Annotated in this window: 21 protein-coding genes; 9 read left to right on the plus strand and 12 right to left on the minus strand. The window is 70.6% G+C overall.

The genetic code is table 11. The annotated features are described in order from the left end of the window. Positions 1-30 precede the first annotated feature (30 nt). Complete coding sequence (locus OG520_RS14405; protein ID WP_399327651.1) at positions 31-999, minus strand: hydrogen peroxide-inducible genes activator; 969 nt, start codon at positions 997-999, stop codon at positions 31-33. A 634-nt stretch (positions 1,000-1,633) separates the two neighbouring features. Between OG520_RS14405 and OG520_RS14410 the strand changes: the two genes are divergently transcribed. Both OG520_RS14410 and OG520_RS14415 read left to right on the plus strand, forming a co-directional pair. Next, on the plus strand, positions 1,634-2,185 hold the full coding sequence (locus OG520_RS14410) for a peroxiredoxin (RefSeq protein ID WP_266414890.1): 552 nt from the start codon (positions 1,634-1,636) through the stop codon (positions 2,183-2,185). Between the two features lie 12 nt (positions 2,186-2,197). Continuing rightward, a complete protein-coding gene (locus OG520_RS14415) occupies positions 2,198-2,731 on the plus strand; it encodes an alkyl hydroperoxide reductase (RefSeq protein WP_072483998.1) in 534 nt (177 codons plus the stop codon). 88 nt (positions 2,732-2,819) lie between these two features. Here the strand turns inward: OG520_RS14415 and OG520_RS14420 are convergent, their stop codons facing one another. The 4 genes from OG520_RS14420 to OG520_RS14435 form a co-directional block, all read right to left on the minus strand. Further along, positions 2,820-4,283 (minus strand): AI-2E family transporter, encoded by a 1,464-nt coding sequence (locus tag OG520_RS14420; RefSeq protein ID WP_406013428.1) that lies wholly within the window; start codon positions 4,281-4,283, stop codon positions 2,820-2,822. 127 nt (positions 4,284-4,410) lie between these two features. Then, positions 4,411-5,124 (minus strand): transglycosylase SLT domain-containing protein, encoded by a 714-nt coding sequence (locus OG520_RS14425; protein ID WP_266414894.1) that lies wholly within the window; start codon positions 5,122-5,124, stop codon positions 4,411-4,413. A 389-nt stretch (positions 5,125-5,513) separates the two neighbouring features. After that, on the minus strand, positions 5,514-6,836 hold the full coding sequence (locus OG520_RS14430) for a PhoH family protein (protein WP_406013429.1): 1,323 nt from the start codon (positions 6,834-6,836) through the stop codon (positions 5,514-5,516). A 422-nt stretch (positions 6,837-7,258) separates the two neighbouring features. Further along, positions 7,259-8,020: an isoprenyl transferase gene (locus OG520_RS14435; RefSeq protein ID WP_266425462.1), complete on the minus strand. Its 762-nt coding sequence runs from the start codon at positions 8,018-8,020 to the stop codon at positions 7,259-7,261. 200 nt (positions 8,021-8,220) lie between these two features. Here OG520_RS14435 and mgrA point away from each other — a divergent pair, with 200 nt between their 5' ends. After that, positions 8,221-9,261 (plus strand): L-glyceraldehyde 3-phosphate reductase, encoded by a 1,041-nt coding sequence (gene mgrA / locus OG520_RS14440; protein ID WP_406013430.1) that lies wholly within the window; start codon positions 8,221-8,223, stop codon positions 9,259-9,261. Positions 9,262-9,538: 277 nt separating this feature from the next. Next, positions 9,539-10,690 carry a winged helix DNA-binding domain-containing protein gene (locus OG520_RS14445; RefSeq protein ID WP_406013431.1) on the plus strand — a complete coding sequence of 384 codons (1,152 nt, stop codon included), beginning with the start codon at positions 9,539-9,541 and terminating at the stop codon, positions 10,688-10,690. Between the two features lie 40 nt (positions 10,691-10,730). Here OG520_RS14445 and OG520_RS14450 read toward each other — a convergent pair whose 3' ends face one another. Together OG520_RS14450 and OG520_RS14455 are read right to left on the minus strand one after the other, a co-directional pair. Then, positions 10,731-11,189 carry a hypothetical protein gene (locus OG520_RS14450; protein WP_399327620.1) on the minus strand — a complete coding sequence of 153 codons (459 nt, stop codon included), beginning with the start codon at positions 11,187-11,189 and terminating at the stop codon, positions 10,731-10,733. 233 nt (positions 11,190-11,422) lie between these two features. Continuing rightward, positions 11,423-12,229, minus strand: coding sequence for a class I SAM-dependent methyltransferase (locus tag OG520_RS14455; RefSeq protein WP_406013432.1), 807 nt, complete (start codon positions 12,227-12,229; stop codon positions 11,423-11,425). A gap of 323 nt (positions 12,230-12,552) precedes the next feature. Here OG520_RS14455 and OG520_RS14460 point away from each other — a divergent pair, with 323 nt between their 5' ends. Continuing rightward, complete coding sequence (locus tag OG520_RS14460) at positions 12,553-12,906, plus strand: beta/gamma crystallin domain-containing protein (RefSeq protein ID WP_406013433.1); 354 nt, start codon at positions 12,553-12,555, stop codon at positions 12,904-12,906. Positions 12,907-12,980: 74 nt separating this feature from the next. On the opposite strand, the gene OG520_RS14465 is transcribed toward OG520_RS14460, so the two are convergent. After that, a complete protein-coding gene (locus OG520_RS14465; protein WP_406013434.1) occupies positions 12,981-13,802 on the minus strand; it encodes a prepilin peptidase in 822 nt (273 codons plus the stop codon). Between the two features lie 97 nt (positions 13,803-13,899). Here OG520_RS14465 and OG520_RS14470 point away from each other — a divergent pair, with 97 nt between their 5' ends. After that, positions 13,900-14,289 (plus strand): DUF192 domain-containing protein, encoded by a 390-nt coding sequence (locus tag OG520_RS14470; RefSeq protein WP_406013435.1) that lies wholly within the window; start codon positions 13,900-13,902, stop codon positions 14,287-14,289. 61 nt (positions 14,290-14,350) lie between these two features. Here OG520_RS14470 and OG520_RS14475 read toward each other — a convergent pair whose 3' ends face one another. The 3 genes from OG520_RS14475 to OG520_RS14485 are packed head-to-tail and all read right to left on the minus strand — an operon-like array spanning position 14,351 to position 18,599. Next, the gene (locus OG520_RS14475; protein WP_406013436.1) at positions 14,351-16,015 is read right to left on the minus strand and encodes an amidohydrolase; all 1,665 of its coding nucleotides are present in this window, start codon (positions 16,013-16,015) and stop codon (positions 14,351-14,353) included. A gap of 35 nt (positions 16,016-16,050) precedes the next feature. Continuing rightward, positions 16,051-17,340, minus strand: a complete 1,290-nt coding sequence (locus tag OG520_RS14480; protein ID WP_406013437.1) for an amidohydrolase — start codon at positions 17,338-17,340, stop codon at positions 16,051-16,053. After that, positions 17,337-18,599: an MFS transporter gene (locus tag OG520_RS14485; protein WP_406013438.1), complete on the minus strand. Its 1,263-nt coding sequence runs from the start codon at positions 18,597-18,599 to the stop codon at positions 17,337-17,339. The genes OG520_RS14480 and OG520_RS14485 overlap by 4 nt, the downstream gene beginning before the upstream one ends. Before the next feature lie 85 nt (positions 18,600-18,684). Here OG520_RS14485 and OG520_RS14490 point away from each other — a divergent pair, with 85 nt between their 5' ends. Further along, entirely contained in the window at positions 18,685-19,740 is a 1,056-nt protein-coding gene (locus OG520_RS14490; protein ID WP_406013439.1) for an Lrp/AsnC family transcriptional regulator, read from the plus strand. Between the two features lie 15 nt (positions 19,741-19,755). On the opposite strand, the gene OG520_RS14495 is transcribed toward OG520_RS14490, so the two are convergent. Continuing rightward, complete coding sequence (locus OG520_RS14495) at positions 19,756-20,340, minus strand: helix-turn-helix domain-containing protein (protein WP_399327602.1); 585 nt, start codon at positions 20,338-20,340, stop codon at positions 19,756-19,758. Positions 20,341-20,548: 208 nt separating this feature from the next. On the opposite strand from OG520_RS14495, the gene OG520_RS14500 reads away from it, so the two are divergent. Both OG520_RS14500 and OG520_RS14505 read left to right on the plus strand, forming a co-directional pair. Further along, on the plus strand, positions 20,549-21,697 hold the full coding sequence (locus tag OG520_RS14500; RefSeq protein ID WP_406013440.1) for a Zn-dependent alcohol dehydrogenase: 1,149 nt from the start codon (positions 20,549-20,551) through the stop codon (positions 21,695-21,697). Further along, positions 21,694-23,124 carry an APC family permease gene (locus OG520_RS14505; RefSeq protein WP_406013441.1) on the plus strand — a complete coding sequence of 477 codons (1,431 nt, stop codon included), beginning with the start codon at positions 21,694-21,696 and terminating at the stop codon, positions 23,122-23,124. The genes OG520_RS14500 and OG520_RS14505 overlap by 4 nt, the downstream gene beginning before the upstream one ends. The last annotated feature ends 121 nt before the right edge of the window (positions 23,125-23,245 follow it).

Genomic DNA, 23,245 nt, shown 5'->3' on the forward strand with positions numbered 1-23,245 from the left:
AGGGGTGCGGTCCCTCGGGACCGCACCCCTTCAGTCGCTCCGCGTGCCGGTCGCCACCCGGACCGGCAGCGCCGCCATCGCCTCCCGCAGTGCCGCCGCGAGCTCCTCGAACTCCTCGTGCCGCGCCGCCCCCGTCCGCATCCCCAGCGCCACCCGCCTCGACGGCGCCGGCTCCGCGAAGTACCCGGTGGCCAGCGCTTCGTTGCGGCCGGTCTCGACCGTCACCGCGGTCCGCGGCAGCAACGTCACACCGAGCCCGCCGGCGACCAGCTGGACCAGCGTGGAGAGCCCGGCCGCGGTCGTGGTGACCGGCGCCCCTTCCGTGCGCCCCGCCTCCCGGCAGATGTCCAGGGCCTGATCGCGCAGGCAGTGCCCCTCGTCGAGCAGCAGCAGCGGCAGCTCACGCAGCGCCTCGCGCGGAATGTCGGCACGCCCGCCCAGCCAGTGGTCCTTCTCCATCACCAGCACGAAGTCCTCGTCGAAGAGCGGGAGTTCGGTCACCCCAGGCACCCCGAGCGGCACGGCGAGCAGCAGCAGATCGAGCCTTCCCGCGGCCAGCCCCTCCAGCAGCGAGGAGGTCTGCTCCTCGTGCACCTGGAGGTCGAGCTCGGGGTAGCGCTCGTGGACCAGCCGCAGCACGGTCGGCAGCAGATACGGGGCCACGGTCGGGATCACACCGAGCCTGAGCACTCCGGTGAACGGCGCCCGGACCGCCTCGGCCTCCTCCATCAGCTCGCCGACGGCCTCCAGCACCGCGCGGGCCCGCACCGCGAGCCGCTCCCCGGCCGGCGACAGCAGCACCTTGCGCGTCGTACGCTCGATGAGCTGGACACCCAGCGCCTCCTCCAGCGCCGACACCGCTCCGGAGAGCGCCGGCTGACTCATCCCGATTGCTGCCGCCGCGTCCCGGAAGTGCAGATACTCGGCGACGGCCACGAAGGCGCGCAGCTGCGACAGGCTGGGCTGTTTGGGCCTACTGCCCTGATTGCTCTGCACCACTGATAGGCACCTCCGATCATCACGGCCGAGTGTAGCTATTTCCGTGATCAATGCACTCTGTGCCAAGGTGGACTCCGTCCAACCCTCAAGCCCCCCTTAAATACGAGGGAAAGTGGAAGATCGTCTAGCCGTCGTCCTGGAAGTCGTTCACCGGCGGGCGGTCGGTCCGGGTGATTCCCGGCTCGTCTCCCGCATGTCTGTCGATCATGCCGCCAGCGAATGCGATAGGCACTGCGGAGAAAAGGGCCACATACCCGACCCGGGCAGCAGTGGGCAACGACTTCAGACGGCTCTTACGCACAACACCTCGGGGCGCGGTGGGCATGTGCCTCAAACCCAAACACGGCCAAAAGGGTGATCTTGCAGCGGGGCCCAACCGGACAGTAGGGCCCCGGAAACCGTAATGAACGCAATCCGCCCCACCATGACCCACCCCGGCGGGACCGCAAAATGCGGCCCGCTCTGTTCATCCTGGGGAGGGGTCTCAGAGCGGGCCGCTGCATTGAGTATCCCACGCTTAACACTGATCGCCCGCCTCGATCAATCCGTGCGGCGTGACCGATTTCCGTGATCAATGGGGCATGTGGGATTGTGCTCAGGTCCAACCCCAAGCAACACAGGAGTGCCCAGAATCATGCTGACCGTCGGTGACAAGTTCCCCGAGTTCGAACTGACTGCTTGCGTCTCCCTGGAGAAGGGCAAGGAGTTCGAGACCATCACCCACAAGACGTATGAGGGTTGGAAAGTGGTCTTCGCGTGGCCGAAGGACTTCACCTTCGTGTGCCCCACCGAGATCGCCGCCTTCGGCAAGCTGAACGAAGAGTTCGCCGACCGTGACGCCCAGATCCTCGGCTTCTCCGGTGACTCCGAGTTCGTGCACCACGCCTGGCGCAAGGACCACCCGGACCTGACCGACCTGCCCTTCCCGATGCTGGCCGACTCGAAGCACGAGCTCATGCGTGACCTCGGCATCGAGGGCGAGGACGGCTTCGCCCAGCGCGCCGTCTTCATCGTCGACCAGAACAACGAGATCCAGTTCACGATGGTGACCGCCGGTTCCGTGGGCCGTAACCCCAAGGAGGTCCTGCGGGTCCTGGACGCCCTGCAGACCGACGAGCTGTGCCCGTGCAACTGGACCAAGGGCGAGAGCACCCTCGACCCGGTCGCCCTCCTCTCGGGCGAGTGAGCTGACAGCAACATGGCACTCGACGAACTGAAGGCCGCCGTTCCGGACTTCGCCAAGGACCTGAAGCTGAACCTCGGTTCGGTCATCGGGAACAGCGAGCTGCCGCAGCAGCAGCTCTGGGGCACCGTCCTCGCCTGCGCGATCGCCTCGCGCTCGCCGAAGGTGCTGCGCGAGCTGGAGCCGGAGGCGAAGGCCAACCTCTCCGCGGAGGCGTACACCGCCGCGAAGTCGGCCGCCGCCATCATGGCGATGAACAACGTCTTCTACCGGACCCGGCACCTGCTGTCGGACCCCGAGTACGGGACGCTCCGGGCGGGTCTGCGGATGAACGTCATCGGCAAGCCCGGCGTGGAGAAGATCGACTTCGAGCTGTGGTCGCTCGCCGTCTCCGCGATCAACGGCTGCGGCCAGTGTCTGGACTCCCACGAGCAGGTGCTGCGCAAGGCCGGCGTGGACCGTGAGACCATTCAGGAAGCCGTCAAGATCGCCTCGGTGATCCAGGCGGTCGGCGTGACCCTCGATGCCGAGGCCGTGCTCGCCGAGTAGGACCAGCAGTACCCCTTGTACGAGAAGGGCCCCAGGGACGACCGACCGTCCCCGGGGCCCTTCTCTCTTCCGTCTGCCGCCCGTGGACCTACTTGCCGGGCCCGTTCTTCGTGCCGCCGCCGTCGCCGTAGTCGATGTCCTCGGGCGGCGATCCCGGCGCGGGTGTCGGAGCGACATCGACCGCGGTCGCCCCGCGCGGGGACGGTGCGTACCGCAGCGCCTGCTCCTGCCCGTACGCCCGTAGATAGCCGACCACCGTGTTGGTGACCGCGACCAGCGGCACCGCAACGACCGCGCCGCCGATGCCGGCGATCATGCCGCCCGCGGCGACCGAGAGGACGACGGCGAGCGGATGCACCCGCACCGCGCGTCCCAGGATGAACGGCTGCAGCACATGGCCCTCGATCTGCTGCACGGCGAGCACCACCGCCAGCACCATCAGGGCGGTGAACACGCCCTCGGTGACCAGCGCGACGACCACCGCCAGCGCCCCGGAGATCACGGCGCCGACCAGCGGGATGAAGGCGAAGAGGAAGATGAAGACGGCCAGCGGCACCGCCATCGGCACATCGAGGAAGAAGATCCCGAGCCCGATGAAGATCGCGTCGATCAGCGCCACTATGACGGTGCCCCGCACATAGGCGGTCAGCGTCCGCCAGGCGCGCGGCCCGGCGCCCGCGACACCCGGCCGCGCCTGAGCCGGTACCAGCTTCAGCACCCAGTGCCAGATGCGCCTCCCGTCGTACAGCAGGAAGAGCGTCGAGAACATCGCCAGCAGTATCCCGGTGAGGACCTCCGCCATCACGGTGACGCCCTGGAGTCCGGCGGAGGTGATCTGCTCGGTGTTGGTGCCGATGGTGTCGCTGAGGTTCTTCGCGACATCGTTGATCTGCTGCTCGGTGACATGGAAGGGGCTGTCGAGCAGCCAGTGCTTCAACTCGTCGATACCGTCCCGCACCTTGTCGGAGAGGGTGTCGAGGTTGTCCATGACCTGCCAGACCACGAACCAGCCGACCAGGCCCATGATGACGAAGCCCAGGATCGCCGTGACGGCGGTGGCCAGGCCGCGCGGCAGCCCGTAGCGCCTCAGCCGGGCAACGGTCGGCTGCAGCATCGCGGTGACGAGCAGCGCGGCGACGAAGGCCAGGACCACCAGCTGCACGGTGCTGATGACCCGCATCAGCACCCAGAGGGTGCCCGCCAGGACGAGCAGCCGCCAGCCCGCCTCGGCCGCGACCCGCATCCCCCAGGGGATCGCCGCGACCGGATCGGGCCGGGCGGCGACGGAAGGGGCGTACGAGGGCGGCGGCGGCACATGGTCGGCCACGGCATCGCGCCGGGCCTCCTCGTGCGGCACGGCCGCGGACGGCACGTCTCCGGACGGCGCGGCTCCGGCGGGCTCGGCGGAAGCGGGAACGGCGGAGACGGGCACCGGCAGTTCGGTCCGCGCGGACGCGTCCCCCGCGGCCTCGGCCCTGCGCTGCTCCAGCCGATCGCCCAGTTCGGTCAGTTCGGCACCCAGCCGGCCGAGCCACCCCGGAAGTTTCGACATGATCGTTCCTCTTCCCCCGTCTTCTCTCCCCACCGCTCCCCCGCCGAGCCGACCGTACACGCGCGAAGCCCCTCACCGTAGGACGGCAAGGGGCTCTGCGCGGTTGAGACCGGAACCTCGGGAGGTTCTAGTACCAGTGGTTGGCCTGCCAGAAGGCCCAGGCACCGCACGGGCTTCCGTAGCGGCCGCTGTTCATGTAGCTGAGGCCCCACTTGATCTGGGTGGCCGGGTTGGTCTGCCAGTCGGCGCCGGCGGTCGACATCTTCGAGCCGGGCAGCGCCTGGACGAGGCCGTAGGCACCGGAACTCTGGTTGACCGCCCGGTAGTTCCAGCTCGACTCGACGTTCACGATGTTGCTGAAGCACTGGAACTGGTCGGCGGGCACCATCTGACGCGCCATCGCCTGGATCTCGGCCACGGTGTACGAGCCCTGCTGGGCGAACGCGGAAGCGCTGCGGACCGAGGAGCGGCTGGCGCGCTCGGCCGCATCCTTTTCCTTCTTCTCCTTGCGCTCCTGCTCCAGCTTGTCCTCGGCCGCCGCCTTCTTCGACTTGGCGTCCTTGGCGGCCTGGATGCGGGCCGCTTCCTCCACGGACTTCTTCGCCGCCGCGTCGGCGGCGGAAGCCTGGGCATCGGCCTGCTGGGTCAGCGAGGCGGTCTGCACCTGGGCCTGCTGGCCCGCGGGGATGTCTGCGAGCAGCGTGGTGTCGGCTGCGGTCGCCTCGAAGTTGTTGTCGTCGACAGCAGGGGTGCTGCCCGAGGCAACGCCAACGACGGCGCCAACGGTGGTTACGGCGGTGGCGGATGCCACGGCGAACCCCCGGACCGAGATCCGGCTCACACGGTGTCCTTCCAGCATCGCCCGCTTAGGTGACCTCGCGGACGCAATCGTGCCCCTGGCGCTGGCCTCCCTACTGCTTGGGTCACGGGAGGCACGGACCCGGTGGGCGACTCCCCGGAGGGAGCGCCGCGTGGTGCTCGCGGGCGGCATACGGACGGCGATTGTTGAGTTGTGTGGTGCGTGGCACCTCTGGAGGTGCGGGTGTGCCGTATGCGGGGCCTGACGGAAGCAAGACTCTGCCGGAACGTCACGCCGGGAAGCAATTCTCTGTTGCGTGTGAAAGCTCACACCTCGTTTGGAGCAAGTGATTTTCGGAAATGGCGCCGCAGCACGATGCGCCCGGCTAAGCTGCTTCGCTCGCCGGGCGGCACCAACTGTCGTATCCCGTATCAGATCTGGCCTTCCTCCAGCATTTCGGTCACCAGTGCGGCGATCTGCGAGCGCTCGGAGCGGCTGAGGGTGACATGCGCGAAGAGCGGATGGCCCTTCAGTTTCTCGACCACGGCGACGACTCCGTCGTACCGGCCGACCCTGAGGTTGTCCCGCTGGGCCACGTCATGCGTGAGCACCACCCGGGAATTCGCCCCGATCCGGGACAACACGGTCAGCAGTACGTTCCGTTCGAGCGACTGCGCCTCGTCGACGATCACGAAGGAGTCGTGGAGCGAGCGGCCCCGGATGTGAGTGAGCGGCAGGATCTCCAGCATCCCGCGCCCCAGCACCTCCTCGATGATCTCGCGCCCGGCGACCGCCGAGAGCGTGTCGAAGACGGCCTGCGCCCAGGGGCTCATCTTCTCGGCCTCGGTGCCGGGGAGATAGCCCAGCTCCTGCCCGCCGACCGCGTACAGCGGGCGGAAGACCATCACCTTCTGGTGCTGCCTGCGCTCCAGGACGGCTTCGAGCCCGGCGCAGAGCGCCAGCGCCGACTTGCCGGTGCCGGCCCGGCCGCCCAGCGACACGATGCCGACCTCCTGGTCGAGGAGGAGATCGAGGGCGATGCGCTGTTCGGCGCTGCGTCCGTGGATGCCGAAGGCCTCCCGGTCGCCGCGCACCAGGCGCACATTGCCCTCGGCGGTAACCCGGCCGAGCGCCTTGCCGCGCTCGGACTGGAGGACCAGTCCGGTGTGCACGGGCAGTTCGGCGGCTTCGGGTACGTAGAGCGTCTCCTCCCCGTAGAGCAGATCCACCTGCTCACCGGCGAGGGAGAGCTCCGACATACCCGTCCAGCCGGAGTCGGTGATGGCGAGTTCGGCGCGGTACTCCTCCGCGAGGAGGCCGACCGAGGACGCCTTGATGCGCAGGGGCAGGTCCTTGGAGACGACCGTGACGTCGTACCCCTCGGCCTGGAGGTTGCGCGCGACCGCGAGGATCCGTGAGTCGTTGTCCCCCAACCGGTAGCCGGCTGGCAGTACGCCGGGGTCGGAATGGTTGAGTTCGACGCGCAGCGTCCCGCCCAGATCCCCGAGCGGGATCGGGGCGTCGAGCCGGCCGTACCGGACCCGGAAGTCGTCCAGCAGGCGCAGGGCCTGCCGGGCGAAGTAGCCGAGCTCCGGGTGGTGCCGTTTGGCCTCCAGTTCCGTGACCACGACGATCGGGAGCACGACTTCGTGCTCGTCGAACCGGGCCATGGCGTTCGGATCGGCCAGCAGGACGCTGGTGTCGAGAACATAGGTGCGCCTGTCGGACATGCGGCGCTTTGTGCTGGTCACCACGGAAGGACGTACCCCCTCGGACGAGGTTGGGGTGCGACGGCGTCGCGGAGCATCCCAATGGGAGAGGACGGACCGGGCTTGGGCCCCGATGCGCGGGCCGGGTACCGGCCCTCCGCGTCGGCCGCGTTGTTCGTACGGTCCTTCGTGTGCAAAGGGCCTCCCGGGCGAGCGGACTCCATGCCGCTCACTTGGACACGACGTCCGCCTGGTTTGTGACCGGACGTCGACCTGTCAGGGGTATTCCCTCGAACACGCGAAGCCATGCCGCCCGGGGCGGGCGGGGTGAGCTGGGAGTTGTGCCCCGGACACGTGGGGTCGGGGCTCACCATCCGGACGGTTCCGTCCTCAAGCGCCGGACGGGCCGGGAATGATCGCCGGACGGGCTGGAGGCGGCGGACGGGAGCCGGGGAGTCCGCGGAGGGTCAGCCGCCGTAGCGGCGGCCCCGGGCGGCGTAGTCACGCAGCGCGCGGAGGAAGTCGACCTTGCGGAAGGCCGGCCAGAAGACCTCGCAGAAGTAGTACTCGGAGTGCGCGGTCTGCCAGAGCATGAAGCCGGACAGCCGCTGCTCGCCGCTGGTGCGGATGACCAGGTCCGGGTCGGGCTGGCCCCGGGTGTAGAGGTGCTCGGAGATCAGGTCGGTGGAGACGATCTCCGCCAGGTCCTCGAACGACGTCCCCTTGGCGGAGTGGTCCAGCAGCAGCGAGCGGACCGCGTCGGCGATCTCCTGGCGCCCGCCGTAGCCGACGGCGACATTGACCAGTATTCCGTCGACACCGATCGTGGCCTGTTCGGCCTCCTTGAGCACCGTCTGGGTGTGCGCGGGCAGCAGGTCGAGCGTGCCGACGTGGTGGACCCGCCAGCGGCCGTCCGACGCGAGGTCGCGCACGGTGTTCTCGATGATCCCGAGGAGCGGCGTCAGCTCGGACTCGGGGCGGTCGAAGTTGTCCGTGGAGAGCAGCCAGAGCGTGACGACTTCCACATCCGTCTCGCTGCACCAGCCGAGAAGTTCCTTGATCTTGTCCGCGCCGGCCTGGTGCCCCTGCGCGGCCGTGCCTCCGGACGCCTTCGCCCAGCGCCGGTTGCCGTCGAGGATGACACCGATGTGCTTGGGCACCTGGGTGTGGTCGAGGCGGGCCTCCACCCGGCGCGCGTAGAGCCCGTACACCAGGTCGCGCAAGTTCACTGAGTTCACCTCTCGGTTCCGTGCGGGCCCGCCCGCCCCCTGGCCCGGGGTCCGGGGTCGTCCCCCTGGGGATCGCCGCACCGGTCCACAGAGTCCATCGCCCCGCCGTGCCGTGGCAGTCCCCGAAGCCGCCACATTACTGCGCAGGTGGCGCACCGGCCCAACCCGGCCTGTCACAAGTCCGTGATAAGGAGAGAAACGTGACTGATTCTCCTCTCTACTACCAGGCCGCCGGATCGCGCTACGACTCGATGGAGTACCGCCGCACCGGCCGCAGCGGTCTCAAGCTTCCCGCCGTCTCCCTCGGCCTCTGGCACAACTTCGGCGACGACCGCACGCTGGACTCCCAGCGGGCGATCCTGCGCCGTGCCTTCGACCTCGGTGTGACCCACTTCGATCTTGCCAACAACTACGGGCCGCCGCCCGGCTCCGCCGAGCTCAACTTCGGCAAGCTGTTCCGCCAGGACTTCGCCCCGTACCGGGACGAGCTGATCATCTCCACCAAGGCCGGCTACGAGATGCACCCCGGCCCGTACGGCGAATGGGGTTCCCGCAAGTACCTGCTGTCGTCGCTCGACGCCTCGCTGAACCGGATGGGGCTGGATTACGTCGACATCTTCTACTCCCACCGCTTCGACCCGGAGACCCCGCTGGAGGAGACGATGGGGGCACTGGCCTCCGCCGTCCAGCAGGGCAAGGCGCTGTACGTGGGTGTGTCCTCGTACAACGCGGAGCAGACCGCCGAGGCGGCCGGGCTGCTCAAGGAGATGGGCGTACCGGCGCTGATCCACCAGCCGTCCTACTCGATGATCAACCGCTGGATCGAGGACGACGACCTGCTCGACACCCTGGAGACGGCCGGCATGGGCTGCATCTCCTTCGTGCCGCTCGCCCAGGGCCTGCTCACCGGCAAGTACCTGGCGGGCATCCCGGAGGGGTCCCGCGCCACCCAGGGCAAGTCCCTGGATCCCGGTCTGCTCTCGGACGAGGTGGTCCGCCGGCTGAACGGGCTGAACGACATCGCCCGCCGGCGCGGCCAGTCGCTCGCCCAGCTGGCGCTCTGCTGGGTGCTGCGCGACAGCCGTATGACGTCCGCCCTGATCGGCGCGTCGAGCGTGAAGCAGCTGGAGGAGAACGTCGCGGCGCTCGGCGGACAGCCGCTGTCCGCCGATGAGTTGAAGGAGATCGACACCTTCGCCGTGGACACCGAGGGCACCAACATCTGGGCCGGACGGGGCTGACGGCGGGCGGTTCCGCGAGGCCGGTACGCGGCCTGCGTCGCGGGCCGACAAAAAACGGGCCGGTCCGTGGGGGGGATACGGACCGGCCCGAGGGGGGGTTTCCACCATAACCCTTCGTAAGTGATGCTGCGCGCCACGCCACTCCACAATCACTCTCCGAATTCACCGGACTCCGTTGTGCGCACATCGTCCGGCTGGCGTCCGGGTCGTCGTCGAACACCTTCGGGCGGGCGATACAGGACAGGAACTGTCCTGAAGGGCGGCTAGCTTCCCTGTCATGACGACCCGAACCGCATCCGTGACCTGGACCGCCGCGAACGCCCGCCGGATGGCGCGCCAGGGGCTCACCGCCCCCGGTCGCCTCGGCCCCGCCGACGTGGTCGGAACGCTGCCGGCCGCGCACGCCCAGGTGCTCTCGGCCGCCGAGCTCTCCATCGGGCTGCGGACGACGGGCCTGACCCGTGCCGGGGTGCGCGACGCGCTGTGGAAGGACCGCACCCTGGTCAAGACCTTCGGGCCGCGCGGCACCGTCCATCTGCTGCCGATGTCCGAACTTCCCCTGTGGACCGGCGCGTTGTCCGCGCTGCCGGACGGGCGCAACCCGTTCGCCAAGGACGCCCGGATGACACCGGAGCAGGTCGAGGCGGTGCTCGCCGCGATCGAGGAGGCGCTGGCCGGGGCCGAGCTGACCGTCGACGAGCTCTCCGAGGCGGTGGTGGAGCGGGCCGGGGCGTGGGCGGGGGACCTGGTGATGCCCGCGTTCCAGGGGATGTGGCCGCGCTGGCGGCAGGTGATGCATCTGGCGGGCCACCGCGGCGTGCTGTGCTTCGCACCGGATCGCGGCCGCAAGGTCACCTACACCCGCCCCGGCGTCGTACCGCTCGACGGACCCGAGGCCCTCGCCGGTCTCGTACGCCGCTATCTGCACGCGTACGGACCCGCCACGCCCGCGCACTTCGCGAAGTGGCTGGCGCTGTCTCCCGCCTGGTCGGCGGAGCTGTTCGCGGGGACGGCCGCGCGCGGGGAGATCGAGCAGGTGACGTACGAGGGCGGGCCGGCCTGGGTGGTGGCGGGCGACACCGGCTTCCCGGCGGAGCCGGTCCACGGGGTGCGGCTGCTCCCCTACTTCGACGCCTTCCTCGTCGCGTCCCAGCCGCGCGAGCAACTCTTCCCCGGTGCGGCGTACACGCGGGCGCTGGCGGGCGGCCAGGCGGGGAACTTCCCGGTGCTGCTGGTCGACGGCACGGCCGCCGGGGTGTGGCACCAGCGGCGTTCGGGCCGTCGGATCGCCGTCACCGTGGAGCCGCTGGCCCCCCTGACCGCCGGGCAGCTGCGGGAGCTGGAGGCGGAGGTGGCACGGGTCGGTGAGGTGCTGGAGGGGAACGCGGAGCTGACGGTGGGCAAGGTGACGGTGGGGGCGCACGCGTAGGGCATGCGCAGGGGGACGTGACGGTGGCCGCGGGCGGCGCTCAGGTGGTCGCCGGTGCGCCCCGGTGGCCCCGGGTGAAGCGGATCGCCACGGTGTCCCCGCCGATGACCACGAAGCTGCCGCCCTCGCAGCGGATGACGGCCTCGCACACCTGGCCGTTCTCGTCCCCGCGTTCCTCGGTGCGGGTGACCGTCCAGCCGCCGTCGGGCGGCTGCGGCAGGCTCGACACGGTGGCGAACTCCCACTGCCCCGACGGTACGCACCAGCCGGGCAGCCGCGGCCAGGCACCGGACCCGACCCGCAGGGTCCCGTCGGAGGCGCAGGTCAGAAGCAGCGACTGGCCGTCGGCCAGCAGGAATTCGACGGCCTCCGGCTCCCCCAGCCGTCCCTCCGGGCGGTAGAAGACACCGAGCACTCCGATGATCCGCGCGCCCCTGAGCCAGTCGGCCCTCCCCTGCCGCGGGACCCGCGGCGTTTCCTCTTCGTTCCCCACCCTCATGGCCAAATCCTTCCCCAGGAGTTCACTGTCCAGGGTCGCATCCTCCGGCCGTGAGCGGCGGGTGCGACTCAGAGGCTGTCGGGTGACCTCGGATCGGAAAAGCGGACGCGGTCCGGTGCGTGCGATTCCAAGGCGGAGGAGGGAGGCGACGCGGAGCGTCGTCGACCGACGACAACGCGGGAAGCGTGCGTGCCAGGGCGTGGCCGCCCGGCCCGAGGTCACCCGACAGCCTCTCAGGGCCGGGCATCCGGTTTGCGGGCCTCGATCAGGAATCGGGTGGTGTGGGCGACGAACGGCCCCTCGGTCTCGATCAGGTGGTGCAGCTCGGCCAGTCGCGGCCGGTACTCCTCCACGGTGAAGCCCGGCACCATCCAGATCACCTTGCGCAGGAAGTAGACGACGGCGCCGATGTCGAAGAACTCGGTGCGCAGGGTCTCCGCCCGCAGATCGACGACGTCCAGGCCCACCGCCTCGGCCGCCGCCCGCGCCTGTTCGGGGTCGCGGGAGCCGCGCACCGCCGGGGGCTGCGGGCCGAGGAAGTACTCGACGAGCTCGAAGACGCTGGCCGGGCCGACCTGTTGCGAGAAGTACGTGCCGCCGGGGGCGAGCACCCGCGCGATCTCCGCCCACCAGGTCGTCACCGGATGCCGACTGACCACCAGGTCGAAGGCGTTGTCGCCGAACGGCAGCGGCGGCTCGTCCGGATCGGCGACCACGGCCGCGCCGAGCGGGTGCAGGAGCGCGGTGGCACGGGCGATGTTCGGCGGCCAGGACTCGGTGGCGACGGCGAGCGGCGGCAGCTTCGGTACGGAGGCGAGGACCTCGCCGCCGCCGGTCTGGATGTCGAGCGCGGCCCCGGCCCGTCCCATACGGTCCGCCATGGCACGGGCATAGCCCCAGGAGGGGCGCTGCTCGGTGGCCCGGCCGTCGAGCCAGGAGAAGTCCCAGCCGTCGACGGAGGCGGTGGCCGCCTCCAGGACGAGGGCTTCGAATCGTGCGCGTTCCGCTTCGGCGGCCGCTTCTTCGGATGCTCCGGACATACGGGAATGGTGTCAGCCGGGTGCCGAGCGGCGCGACCGCATTAGGGCCTGCCCGGCGGGGGTCCGGGCCGTTGCCTGCTCGACCGCACGCCACGGCCTCACCTCGGGTTATCACCTATTTGATGTGTTTTCCCTGACTGCGGACGGTATTGCCTCTTTTCGTCTATAGCGTGGCGACAGCATCGTTCGAGCTGCCCGACGGGGTCTCGGGGCTGCCTGGCGGGTCGTGTCCCGTTGTCGGCTCGACGAAGCACCGTTCCGTCATGACGCAACATCGCCGACAGGGCCGGCCGGTGCGCCGGCCTTCGTGTGAAGGGGAATACGTGATCTCGAAAACCAAGAGGGCCGCGCGTTCGGTGGCCGTGGCGCTCGCCACGACTGCCGCGCTCACCATCAGCATGCCGAGTGGTGATGCCTTCGCCATCGACCACGTCCAATGTGTCGGTGGGGAGAACTTCCTGAAGATCTGGTCGCACTTCGAGGGCCGTGACAGCGTCGACTGCTACGCGAACGGCGGGAAGACCGACTTCGGCGGGTGGTGGGTCGACCGGATCTCCACGGGCAACAACGACCTGATCTACTACGACGCCAACGGTGACTCGGTGAAGATCGAACGCTGGCACGACATCACCTTCCCGAACCATCCGCCGAAGGTCGTCGCCATCCAGATCGTGTGACGAGTTGACGTCCGGTTGCGGGGAATGACTGTCCCGGCCACGCTCTTCTGGGCGTGGCCGGGGGTACGGCGGGGTCAGGCGGCGAGCGCGCCGAGCAGCATGCCCAGCAGCGCGCCCGTGATCATGAACGGGCCGAACGGGATGCCGGTCTTGCGCCCGGCCCGCTTCAGGATCATCAGCCCGAACCCGTACACCGCACCGAGCAGGAATCCGGCGAAGCCTCCGGCGAACACCACGGCCCAGCCGTACCAGCCGAGGGCCATGCCCAGCGACAGCGCGAGCTTGACGTCCCCGAAGCCCATTCCGTTCGGGTTGATGAGGAAGAGCAGGAAGTAGAAGCCGCCGAGGGCGGCTCCGCCGAGCAGGGCGGACAGCCAGGACCCGGCGTGTTCGGGGAGCAGCGCGGCGGCGCCGAGGAGTACGGCGACGGCCCCGGCGGCGGGCAGTGTCAGCCGGTCGGGCAGCCGGTGGACGCGGCGGTCGATGGTCGCCAGCAGTACGGCGACGGGTGCCAGCAGCAGCCAGACGGCCAGTTCGGGGCGGAGCCCGGTGGCCGCCGCGAGGACGGCGCAGGAGAGTGCGGTGACGACGGGGACGAGGACGCCGGGGGCGTAACGCGTTGCGCGCGGCGAGCCGTCCGTCGCGTCGATCCGGTCTCCCGGCCCGTCGCCCTGGGTGGTGGGTGCCGGGGCGGTGGGTGCCGGCACCGCCGCGCACTGCGCGCACCGGGTGGAGCCGAGCCAGCCGCGGGCGGCCCCGGTCAGGGCGTGGCCCTCGGGGCAGGCGTCGCGCCAGGGGTCCTCCGGTTCGACGGAGAACCGGTAGGCGGCGCGCGGGACCAGCAGTCCGGCCGCTGCGCCCCAGAGTGCGGCGAGCACTGTCAGCATGGCGTCCACGGAGCCGACCCTAAGCCGGTGCCGGGCACGGGTCATGGGTCCTGGGGCCCACTGCGTGCCGTTCCGGACCCAGCGGCCGTCGCCTGGCGCTACCTTCATGGCCATGGCTCAATGGCGCAATGGCAAGGGCACGTTGACGGTCACCGACGCACAGGGAGGGCAGGAGGAGGAGATACCGCTGCGGATCGCGGCCTCGTACCGGGCCCGGAGTCGCGGGCTGCTCGGGCAGGACGGGATCGACGGCGCCCTGCTGATCACCCCGTGCGGGAGTGTGCACAGTTTCCGGATGCGGTTCACCATCGATGTGGCGTATCTGGACCGGAAGTTCAGGGTCGTGGCGGTCCACACGATGAAGCCCGGCCGGCTGGGCATGCCCCGGTTGCGGGCCCGACATGTGATCGAGGCGGAGGCCGGGGCGATGGAGAAGTGGGGAATCCGGCCGGGGGCCCGGGTGTCGATCGTCCAGAGCGAGATCGACCGGAAGTGATCGGACCGGCTGCCCCCACGTACCGGGCAGCCGGTCCGCTCTCACCCGTACGCCACCTCGTTCACGCCGTCCAGGTGGGGCGGCCGCCGAGGTAGGTGGCCGAGACGGCGACCTCCTCCTGGAACCGTTCGTGGCGCTCGGCGGGTACGGCGTACGGGTCCTGGGTCAGGACCGCCAGGTCGGCCCGCATCCCGGGGCGCAGCATGCCGATCTCGTCCTCCAGGTGCAGTTGCCACGCCGGGTTGGTGGTCACCGCGCGCAGCGCCTCGTCGATGGTCAGGCGCTCGGTGGTGCCGTGGACGCGGCCGCTGGCCGGGGTGCGGCGGGTGAGGGCGGTGGCGACGGAGGCGAGCGGGTCGGTGGGTGAGCACATGCCGTCGTTGTGCAGGGAGACGCGGTGTCCGGCGTCCCAGGCCGAGCGCACGGCCATCCACCGCTCGGCGACCCGGGGAGTGAACAGATCGTCCGCGAGGACGTCGCCCCACCAGCGGATGTGGTCCATGAAGAGGCTGACGGTGGCGCCCATGGCGGCGGCACGGCGGTACTGGTCGGGGGTGACCGCGCCGCAGTGCTCCATGCGCGGCCGCATGGCCCGCAGCCGCTCCGGGTCGTCGGCGCCGGCCTGGGCGTACGCGTCGAGCACGGCGTCGAAGGTGACGTCGCCGTGGACGTGGCAGGCCATCGGGTAGCCCTGGGCGGTGAACGCGGAGGCCAGCTCGGCGAGTTGATCGGGGCTGTAGTTCATGGGTGCGTGGGCGCAGGGGTCCAGGCCGATGCGGCGGGTGGCTTCGTTGTCCTGGAACGGGAAGCTGGTGGCGATGGTGCCCTGCCATGCGGTGCCCTCGGCCCACAGCTTCATGCCGGAGATGCCGAACAGCTCGGCGGCCGGGGCGTGTCCGGGAAAACGCCGTTCGGGGTCGGCGGCCAGTTCGGGGGTGCCGATGAGGTACGAGCGGACGCGCAGGGCCGCCCGGGGGTGTTCGGCGGCGGCCCGCAGAGCGGCGAGCAGGCCCGGCTCGGTCGCCAGGTCGGCGGCGGTGGTGATGCCGACCCGGGCGTGCTCGGCGTACGACCATTCCAGCGCGGCGGCGAGCTTCGCCGGCTGGAGCCGGTCGCCCGCCACGACCCGCATGAACGCCTCGACGGCGGCGCCCTCCTGGGCCTCGCCGGTGGGTTCGCCGGCGGCGTCGCGGACGAAGCGGGCCCCGGCCGGGTCGGGGGTGTCCCGGGTGATCCGCGCGGCGCGCAGGGCGGCGGTGTTGGCGTACGCGGCGTGGCCGCTGGCGGTGAACACCACGAGCGGGGCGTCCGGGCACAGTTCGTCGAGCAACTCCCGCGTGGGGAGCGGAAGGTCGCGCTGGAGCAGCAGATCGATCCCGTACACGGCCACGGGCTCGCCGGGCGCCGCGGCCACGGCCTCCCGAATCCGGGCGTGGACGGCCTCACCGGTCGGCACGGTGAACGGGCGCACGTCCACCGCGGGCGGCGCGATGGCCAGGGCCATCGTCGTCGGGTGGCCGTGGGCCTCGACGAATCCCGGCAGGAGCGCCTGCCCCGCCAGGTCCACGACCCGGGTGCCGGGCCCGCGCAGGGCCAGCACCTCGTCCCTGCCGCCGACGGCGGTGATCACGCCGGCCCGTGCGGCGAGGGCCTCGGCCCGGCGGTGTTCGGGGTCCATGGTGAGGACCGGACCACCGACGAAGATCAGTTCGGGGGCTTGCTTCATGGTTCTCTCCTCCGTCGTTCCGTCGTGCGCAGCGGCTATCGGGTGGTGTCGGCGCCGGCCTTCAGCCACTGCGCGGCGGCCGCCAGCAGCGATGTCACACCGATTTCGACGGTCGGGTCGATGACCGGTGCGAACAGGGACGAGTGATTGCCGGGGATCTCGGCGGGGATTCCGTTCTCCAGCAGCGAGTCGGGGTCGATGCCCTTGAACGCGGCAGGGTCGGCGCCGCCGAAGTGCCAGAAGACCGAGGGCACTTGGAGCGCGGTGCCGAAGACACCGAAGTCCTCGCTGCCGGTGAGTGTCTGGGGCAGGGTGAAGACGTGCCCCTCCCCCAGCACCTGGGTGAGCGCGGCCTGGACGGTGGCGGTGGCCTCGTGGTCGTTGACGGTCACCGGGAAGCCGTTGAAGTCCGTGATCTCGGGTTCCTTCGGGGCGCCGGAGGCGGCGGCCTCGGCGCGGACGATCCGCTTGACGGCCTCCAGGACCCGTTCCCGTACGGCGGGAGTCGTACTGCGGATGTTGATCCTGAGGTCGGCGGTGTCCGGGATGATGTTCTCCTTGGTGCCGCTGTGGATCGAGCCCACGGTCACCACCGCCTGCTGCGCCGCCCCGACTTCGCGGGAGACCACCGTCTGCAGCCGCATCACGACCGCGGCGGCCATCACGACGGGATCCACGGTCGCCTCGGGCGTCGACCCGTGCCCGCCCTGTCCGAACAGCCGCACCCGCACACTGTCGGACGCGGCCATCACCGGACCGGGCCGGGTGGCGACGAAACCCACGGGGACGGGCCCCACATGCTGGCCCAGGCAGACCTCGGCGCGCGGGAACCGCTCCAGGAAGCCGTCATCGATCATGGCCGGGGCCCCGCCGATCTCCTCGGCGGGCTGGAACACCGCGACGACGGTGCCGCGCCAGGCGTGCCGGTTGGCGGCCAGCAGTGCGGTGGCGCCGAGCAGACACGTGACATGCATGTCGTGACCGCAGGCGTGCATCACCGGGACCTCGTTGCCCTCCGCGTCCACCCCGGTCCGCGTGGAGGCGTACGGAAGTCCGGTCTCCTCCTTCACGGGCAGCGCGTCCATGTCGGCGCGGAGCAGCACCACCGGACCGTCGCCCGCGGTGAGGACACCGACGACGCCGGTTCCACCCACCCCCTCGGTGACGTCCCAGCCCTGCTCCCGCAGCCGGGCGGCGACGATTCCCGCCGTACGGACCTCCTGGAACGAGAGCTCCGGGTGGGCGTGCAGATCCTTGTACAGGTCGCGCAGGCCGGGCAGTTCGCCGTTCAGTCCGGACAGCAGCGAGGTGACCGAGGCAGTCATGAGTGCTCCATTGCGAGAGGGGTACGGCGTGCGGAGGAAGCGAGGAAGGACGTGGTGTCCTGAGGGGTGGCGACGGCCATGACCGCGGCGATGACCGCGCCCAGCACGAGGAAGGCGAAGGCGACCTGGAAGGAGAAGGTGTCGGCGAGCACACCCATGACGGGCGGGGCGACCATGCCGGCGACCTGTCCGCCGAAGACGATCACCGCGCTGCCCACCCCGACGTGTTCGGGAGCGAGGCTGCGCAGGGGCACCGCGAAGATCGGCATGTAGCAGAGGGAGGCGGCGAAGACGGCGAGCGTCCCGAAGGCGATGAAACCGACGATCGAGGCCGAGAAGGCCATCAGGAGCAGCGCGAGCGCGGCCACCGTCATCCCGGGCACGATCACCTTCCGGTGGTGGCCCTCGAAACGGTCCGCCAGACGGCCGCCGACGATCGTGGCCGCGGCTGCTCCCAGTGCCGGAATCGCGACGAGGGCTCCGGCCGAGGTCAGGGAGATACCGCGCTCTTCGCTGAGATAGGACGGAACCCAGGTGTTGAGGCCCCACACGATGACGCAGTAGCCGAACATCATCAGCGCGAAGCGCCAGAGCACGCCCATGCGCAGCAGCTCACGGACGTCCCGGCGGTCTCGCGCCCCGGCGTCCGGCTCCGTACGGGCCAGGGGATCCGGCAGCCGCATCCGTATCGCCACCAGGACGAGGACACCGAGCGCGGCCGTCGAGAAGAAGGCGGACCGCCAGCCGAAGACGCTGATCAGCGGTGCGACGGCGAGCGGTGTCACCACCGCGGCGAGGGCGTTCGAGCTCATGATCAGCCCGTTGGCACCCATCCGCTCCTCGGGCGTGGTCCGCTCGACCAGCACCTTCGTCCCGGCGGACGGAAAGATCCCTTCGGCCACTCCGAAGGCGAAGCGCAGCACGAGCAGGGCGGCGAAGGACCACGCGAGGCCGGTCAGTGCCGTGAACAGGGACCAGACCAGCAGGGCCCAGCAGGTGACCCGCTTGCCGCCGAAGCGGTCGGCGAGCATGCCGCCGGGGATCTGGCAGGCCGCATAGGCGAGGAAGAAGGCGGAGACGATCAGGCCCTGCTGTCCCCGGTCGAGGTCGAAGTCCTCACCGATGGACGGCAGTACGAGGTTGATCACGAGCCGGTCGGAGTAGTCGACCAGCCAGGCGGCGAACAGCAGCACCACCGTCGTCCTGACCGTGCGGTTCGCGGTCTCGGGGCGCGGGATTCGCGGGCGCAGAGCAGGCACGGCACTCCTCTCTACAGTGGCCGATACTGGGTGTCGGCCGGGAAGTGCCCTTACGATCCGGCCTGTGCGCGAGGGAGGACCGAAAATGCAGGAAAGCGTCGTCGGCTCACCGAATGCGCCGGATTCCGACACACGGTTCTCCGAACTGGATCTCGCCCTCGTCGACGCGCTCCAGGCCGCGCCCCGCGCACCGTGGACCCGCATCGGCCGGGCGCTCGGTGTGGACGCGACGACCGCGGCCCGCCGCTGGGAGCGCCTGCGCGCCAACCGCCTGGCGTGGATCACCGCCTACGACGCACCGAAATCGGCCACGGTCGCCTATGTCGAAGTGCGTTGCCGGCCCAGCTCCCTCGAAGCGGTCAGCGCCGCCCTGGCCGAACTGCCCTGGGTCTTCAGCATCGACGAGACGGCTGGGGACTTCGATCTCTTCCTGTCCGTCGCCGCCGCCGACCTGCCCACGCTCGGCCAGGCGGTCCACCGCGCCATCGGCGGCCTGCCGGGGCTGCGCTCCACCCGTACCCGGCTGGGGATCACGCTCTACGGCGAAGGCGGCGACTGGCGGATCCGGGCGATGGAACCGGCGGGGCGTGCCACGCTCCCGGCTCCGCGTGCCGCGCGGCAGGCCACGTACAGCACGGACATGCGCGACCAGCCGTCCCCCGAGGACCGGGCGTTGTTGACCGCCCTCGGCGCCAACGGGCGGCTCGGCTACACCGAGCTCGGCGCCGCGACGGGGATGAGCGAGCACACCGCCCGGCGCCGGGTCCAGCGTCTGATCCACCACGGCGACGTCAATTTCCGCTGCGACATCGCCCACCCCCTGGCCGGTCTGTCGACCATGGTGATCTACCGGGTCGCCGTCCCACACGCCCACCTCGAACACACCGGAAACACGCTGGCCCGCATGGAGCAGGTCCGTATGTGCGTCTCCGTCAGCGGACCGCACAACCTCCTGGTCATCGTCTGGCTCCATGGCCTGAACGCCATCGGCCCGTTCGAGATGCTGCTGGCGGAACGCTTCCCGACGCTGGAGGTCAAGGACCGCACGGTGGCGCTGCATTCCCCCAAGCGCATGGGCTGGCTCCTGGACACCCAGGGCCGCGCGACCCGTCGCATTCCGCTGGATCTGCCCCGGCCCTGATCCGCCGGACAGGCCCTACGGCCGGAGCTTGGTGCGGGAGAGCGGCAGGGCGGGCGCGATCGACCAGAGGACCTCGGCCTCGTCCTCGCCGGGGTTGTCCCAGGCGTGCGCGGCCCGTGCGGAGAACGTCGTCGAGTCGCCGGCCTCCAGGAACCTGGGCTCGCCGTCCACGCTCAGCCGCAGCGTGCCGCGGACCAGGTAGGCGAAGACGGTCTCGGCCTCCAGGCTGTACGCGCCGCCGGAGCCGCCGCCGGGGCTCAGGATCGTCCGCATGACCTGGACGTGCCGTTCCTCGGCGGGTGTGAGGAGGAACTCCTCGATGCCGTGCCCGCCCATCTCCAGCCTGGCGCCCAGGCCGCCCTTGACGACGTCCTGGTCCGGATAGTCGAAGAGCGTGGCGATACCGGTGCCCAGGGCCTCGCAGATGCGGATCAGGGTCGGGACGGAGACCGAGGTCTTGCCGCGCTCGGCGAGGCTGACGAACCCCTTGGTCACACCTGCCGCCTCGGCGACCTGAGCGAGCGTCAGCCCCTGTGCCAGGCGGAGCTCACGCAGCCGCGGACCGATCGTGGACATGTGGCTGTCAGGGGCTTCGGACATGGCGGACACGCTACCTGTCGGAGACGTCACGGTCGGTGGCCGGGGGAAGGCGCAGGTCAGAAGGGTCTTTACCCATCGAGTTTAGTGCTGTAAAACTTGACGAAAGTTTAATGGCACTAAACAAGACGCTCCGGCAGGCCGCTGTGCCGCCCGTCGCCGATCGTGCCGCCCTTCCCCGACCGTGCCGCACCACCCGAGGAGTAAGCCGATGAGCTCCCCGTCCTTCCAAGAGAGCACCGCGCGCACCGTGCGCGGCGTCGTCTTCCGCTCCCCGGGCCAGGAGGTGACCGTCACCGACGTCACCCTGGCCCCGCCCGGCCCCGGCGAGGTCGAGGTCGCCGTGGCGGCGGCCGGCGTCTGCCACTCCGACCTCCATGTCATCCGCGGCGAGTGGGACCACCCCACCCCGGTCGTGATGGGGCACGAGGGCTCCGGCGTGGTCACCGCGCTCGGCGCGGGCGTCACCGGCCTGGCGGTCGGCGACCATGTCGTCCTGTCCTGGGTCCCGTCCTGCGGCACCTGCCGCTTCTGCGTCTTGGGGCGCCCGGCCGCGTGCAGCCTGGTCGCGGAGGTCGTGGCGCCCGAGGGGGTGCTCTACGACGGCACCAGCCGGCTCTCCATCGACGGCGAGAAGGCCCACCACTACCTGGGCGTCTCCTCGTTCGCCGAGCGCGTCGTGGTCCCCGCCTCCGGCGCGATCAAGGTGCGCGAGGACGCGCCCCTCGACGTCATCGCCCTGGTCGGCTGCGCCATCGCCACCGGTGTCGGCGCGGTCCGCAACACGGCGGGCGTCGAGGCCGGGGCCACCGTCGCCGTGATCGGCTGCGGCGGCGTGGGCCTGTCCTGCGTGCAGGGTGCCAGGCTGGCGCAGGCCGGCCGCATCGTCGCCGTCGACGTCGTCCCGGAGAAGCTGGAGCTGGCCCGCCGGCTCGGCGCGACCGACGCGGTCGACGCCCGTGACGGCGATGTCGTCGAGGCCCTGCGCGCCCTGGTCCCCGAAGGCCTGGACTACGTGTTCGACGCCATCGGCAAGATCGAGACCACCGAGCAGTCCATCGCGGCGCTCGGCCAGGGCGGCGCCGCCGTCATCGTCGGCCTCCCGCCGACCGGCCGCACCGCGCGCTTCGACCCGCTCGCGCTCGCCGAGGCCGACCAGCGCATCCTCGGCTCCAACTACGGCTCGGTCGACGCCGGCCGGGACATTCCGGCCCTGGTGGACCTCGTGGTGTCGGGCGAGCTCGACGTGGAATCGATGATCTCGGCACGGCGTCCGCTGGACGAGGCGGGCGACGCACTGGCCGACCTCGCCGCCGGCCACGCCCTGCGTCAGCTGCTGATGATGGAGGACCGGACATGAGCACCGCCGGAAAGCAGACCATCGCCGGAAAGCCGGCCGACGGCCTGGCCCACCGCTCCGTCTCCACGTTCGAGGTCGGCGCGCAGAGCGTCGCGAACGTCGCGCCCAGCGCCGTCATCGCCTTCGCCCCCGCCAGCATGGCGGCGTCCGCGGGCAACGGCGCCTGGTTCTCCTTCTTCCTGGCCATGGCGGCCGTGCTCGCCATCGCGTACTGCATCTGCGTCTTCGCCCGCAGGCGCGCCGGGGTCGGTTCGCTGTACGCCTTCTCCCGGCTCTCGCTCGGGGCGCCCGGCTCGTTCGTGACCGGCTGGGCGCTGCTCATCGGTGCGGTGTGCATCGGCTCGGGCTCGCTCGCCGGTGCCGGTTACTACACGGCGCGCGCCCTCGATCAGATCGGCATCGGGCTCTTCACCGGCATCCCCGGCCAGATCCTGCTCGATGTGCTGCTGGCCGCCGTCGCGATCCGGCTGACGATCGCCAGTGTGCGGACCGCGGCGCGGGTCGCCTCCGTGCTGGAGGTCGTGTCGATCGTCCTCATCGTCGTCGTGCTGGTCCCGGCCTTCTTCAAGAGCGGGAACATCATCGACACCGAGCAGCTGAGCCTCAGCGGCTCCACCCTCGACGGTGTCGTCTTCGCCGTGGTGCTGGGCGTGCTCGGCTTCGTCGGGTTCGAGGGCGCCGCTTCACTGGGCGCCGAGGCCACCGACCCGTACAAGGCGATTCCCCGTTCGGTGATGGGCAGTGCGGTGCTGGCCGGTGTGCTGTACATGTTCGCCACCTACGCGCAGGTCGCCGGGTTCGGCGGGGCGGACGCCCTGGCGAGGAGCACCGACCCGATGGACGAACTGGCCGAGCTGTCCGGCCTCGGCTTCCTCAAGTTCTTCCTGCACGCGGGCTTCGCGGCATCGTTCGTGGCCGTGGTGATGGCCTGCATCACCGTCGCCGCCCGGCTGCTGTTCGGCATGGCGAAGGAGGGTGTGATGCCGGCCCGGCTCGGCGTCGCCCACCCCCGCCACCGGACCCCGTCCGCGGCCATCTGGGCCGTCGCCCCGTTCGTCGCCCTCCCCGCGGTGCTCGTGGTCGGCGCCGGGACCGAACCACTGAACGCGACGACGTACATCGACACCATCGGCGTCTTCGGCTACATGCTCAGCTACACCCTGGTGTGTCTGGCCGCGCCGCTGTTCGTACGCCGGATCGGGGCCCGCGGCCTGCTGGTCACCTGGGGCCTGGGGCTGATCGGCGCCGCCGCGATGATCTACGTCTTCTACCGCAACCTGTGGCCCGCTCCGGCCTGGCCGCTGAACGTGCTGCCGTACGTGTTCGTCGGCGCGCTGGTCGTCGGCATCGTCGGCTTCGCCGTGCTCCGGGTCCGCAGACCGGAGGTCGCCGAGCGCGCGGGAACGTTCGCGGACGACCTGGACTGACCCGGCCGCACCCCCGCTCCCCTCCCCCGATGCCCCGTCCCGCCGCTCCTCGCGGTGGGGCGGGGCATCGCCCGTTGGGCCCGACTTTGGGGCCAAGGGCCCAGGTCACCCGGCTCGTTCA

It is taken from the genome of Streptomyces sp. NBC_00984 (genome assembly GCF_045162475.1).
Lineage (GTDB): Bacteria > Actinomycetota > Actinomycetes > Streptomycetales > Streptomycetaceae > Streptomyces.

Bases quoted from the DNA above. Each gene is read 5' to 3' on its own strand.
- OG520_RS14410 (WP_266414890.1), top strand. From the start codon at position 1,634: ATGCTGACCGTCGGTGACAAGTTCCCCGAGTTCGAACTGACTGCTTGC.
- OG520_RS14415 (WP_072483998.1), top strand. From the start codon at position 2,198: ATGGCACTCGACGAACTGAAGGCCGCCGTTCCGGACTTCGCCAAGGAC.
- OG520_RS14420 (WP_406013428.1), bottom strand. From the start codon at position 4,283: ATGTCGAAACTTCCGGGGTGGCTCGGCCGGCTGGGTGCCGAACTGACC.
- OG520_RS14445 (WP_406013431.1), top strand. From the start codon at position 9,539: ATGACGACCCGAACCGCATCCGTGACCTGGACCGCCGCGAACGCCCGC.
- OG520_RS14450 (WP_399327620.1), bottom strand. From the start codon at position 11,189: ATGAGGGTGGGGAACGAAGAGGAAACGCCGCGGGTCCCGCGGCAGGGG.
- OG520_RS14455 (WP_406013432.1), bottom strand. From the start codon at position 12,229: ATGTCCGGAGCATCCGAAGAAGCGGCCGCCGAAGCGGAACGCGCACGA.
- OG520_RS14470 (WP_406013435.1), top strand. From the start codon at position 13,900: ATGGCCATGGCTCAATGGCGCAATGGCAAGGGCACGTTGACGGTCACC.
- OG520_RS14475 (WP_406013436.1), bottom strand. From the start codon at position 16,015: ATGAAGCAAGCCCCCGAACTGATCTTCGTCGGTGGTCCGGTCCTCACC.
- OG520_RS14480 (WP_406013437.1), bottom strand. From the start codon at position 17,340: ATGACTGCCTCGGTCACCTCGCTGCTGTCCGGACTGAACGGCGAACTG.
- OG520_RS14490 (WP_406013439.1), top strand. From the start codon at position 18,685: ATGCAGGAAAGCGTCGTCGGCTCACCGAATGCGCCGGATTCCGACACA.
- OG520_RS14495 (WP_399327602.1), bottom strand. From the start codon at position 20,340: ATGTCCGAAGCCCCTGACAGCCACATGTCCACGATCGGTCCGCGGCTG.
- OG520_RS14500 (WP_406013440.1), top strand. From the start codon at position 20,549: ATGAGCTCCCCGTCCTTCCAAGAGAGCACCGCGCGCACCGTGCGCGGC.
- OG520_RS14505 (WP_406013441.1), top strand. From the start codon at position 21,694: ATGAGCACCGCCGGAAAGCAGACCATCGCCGGAAAGCCGGCCGACGGC.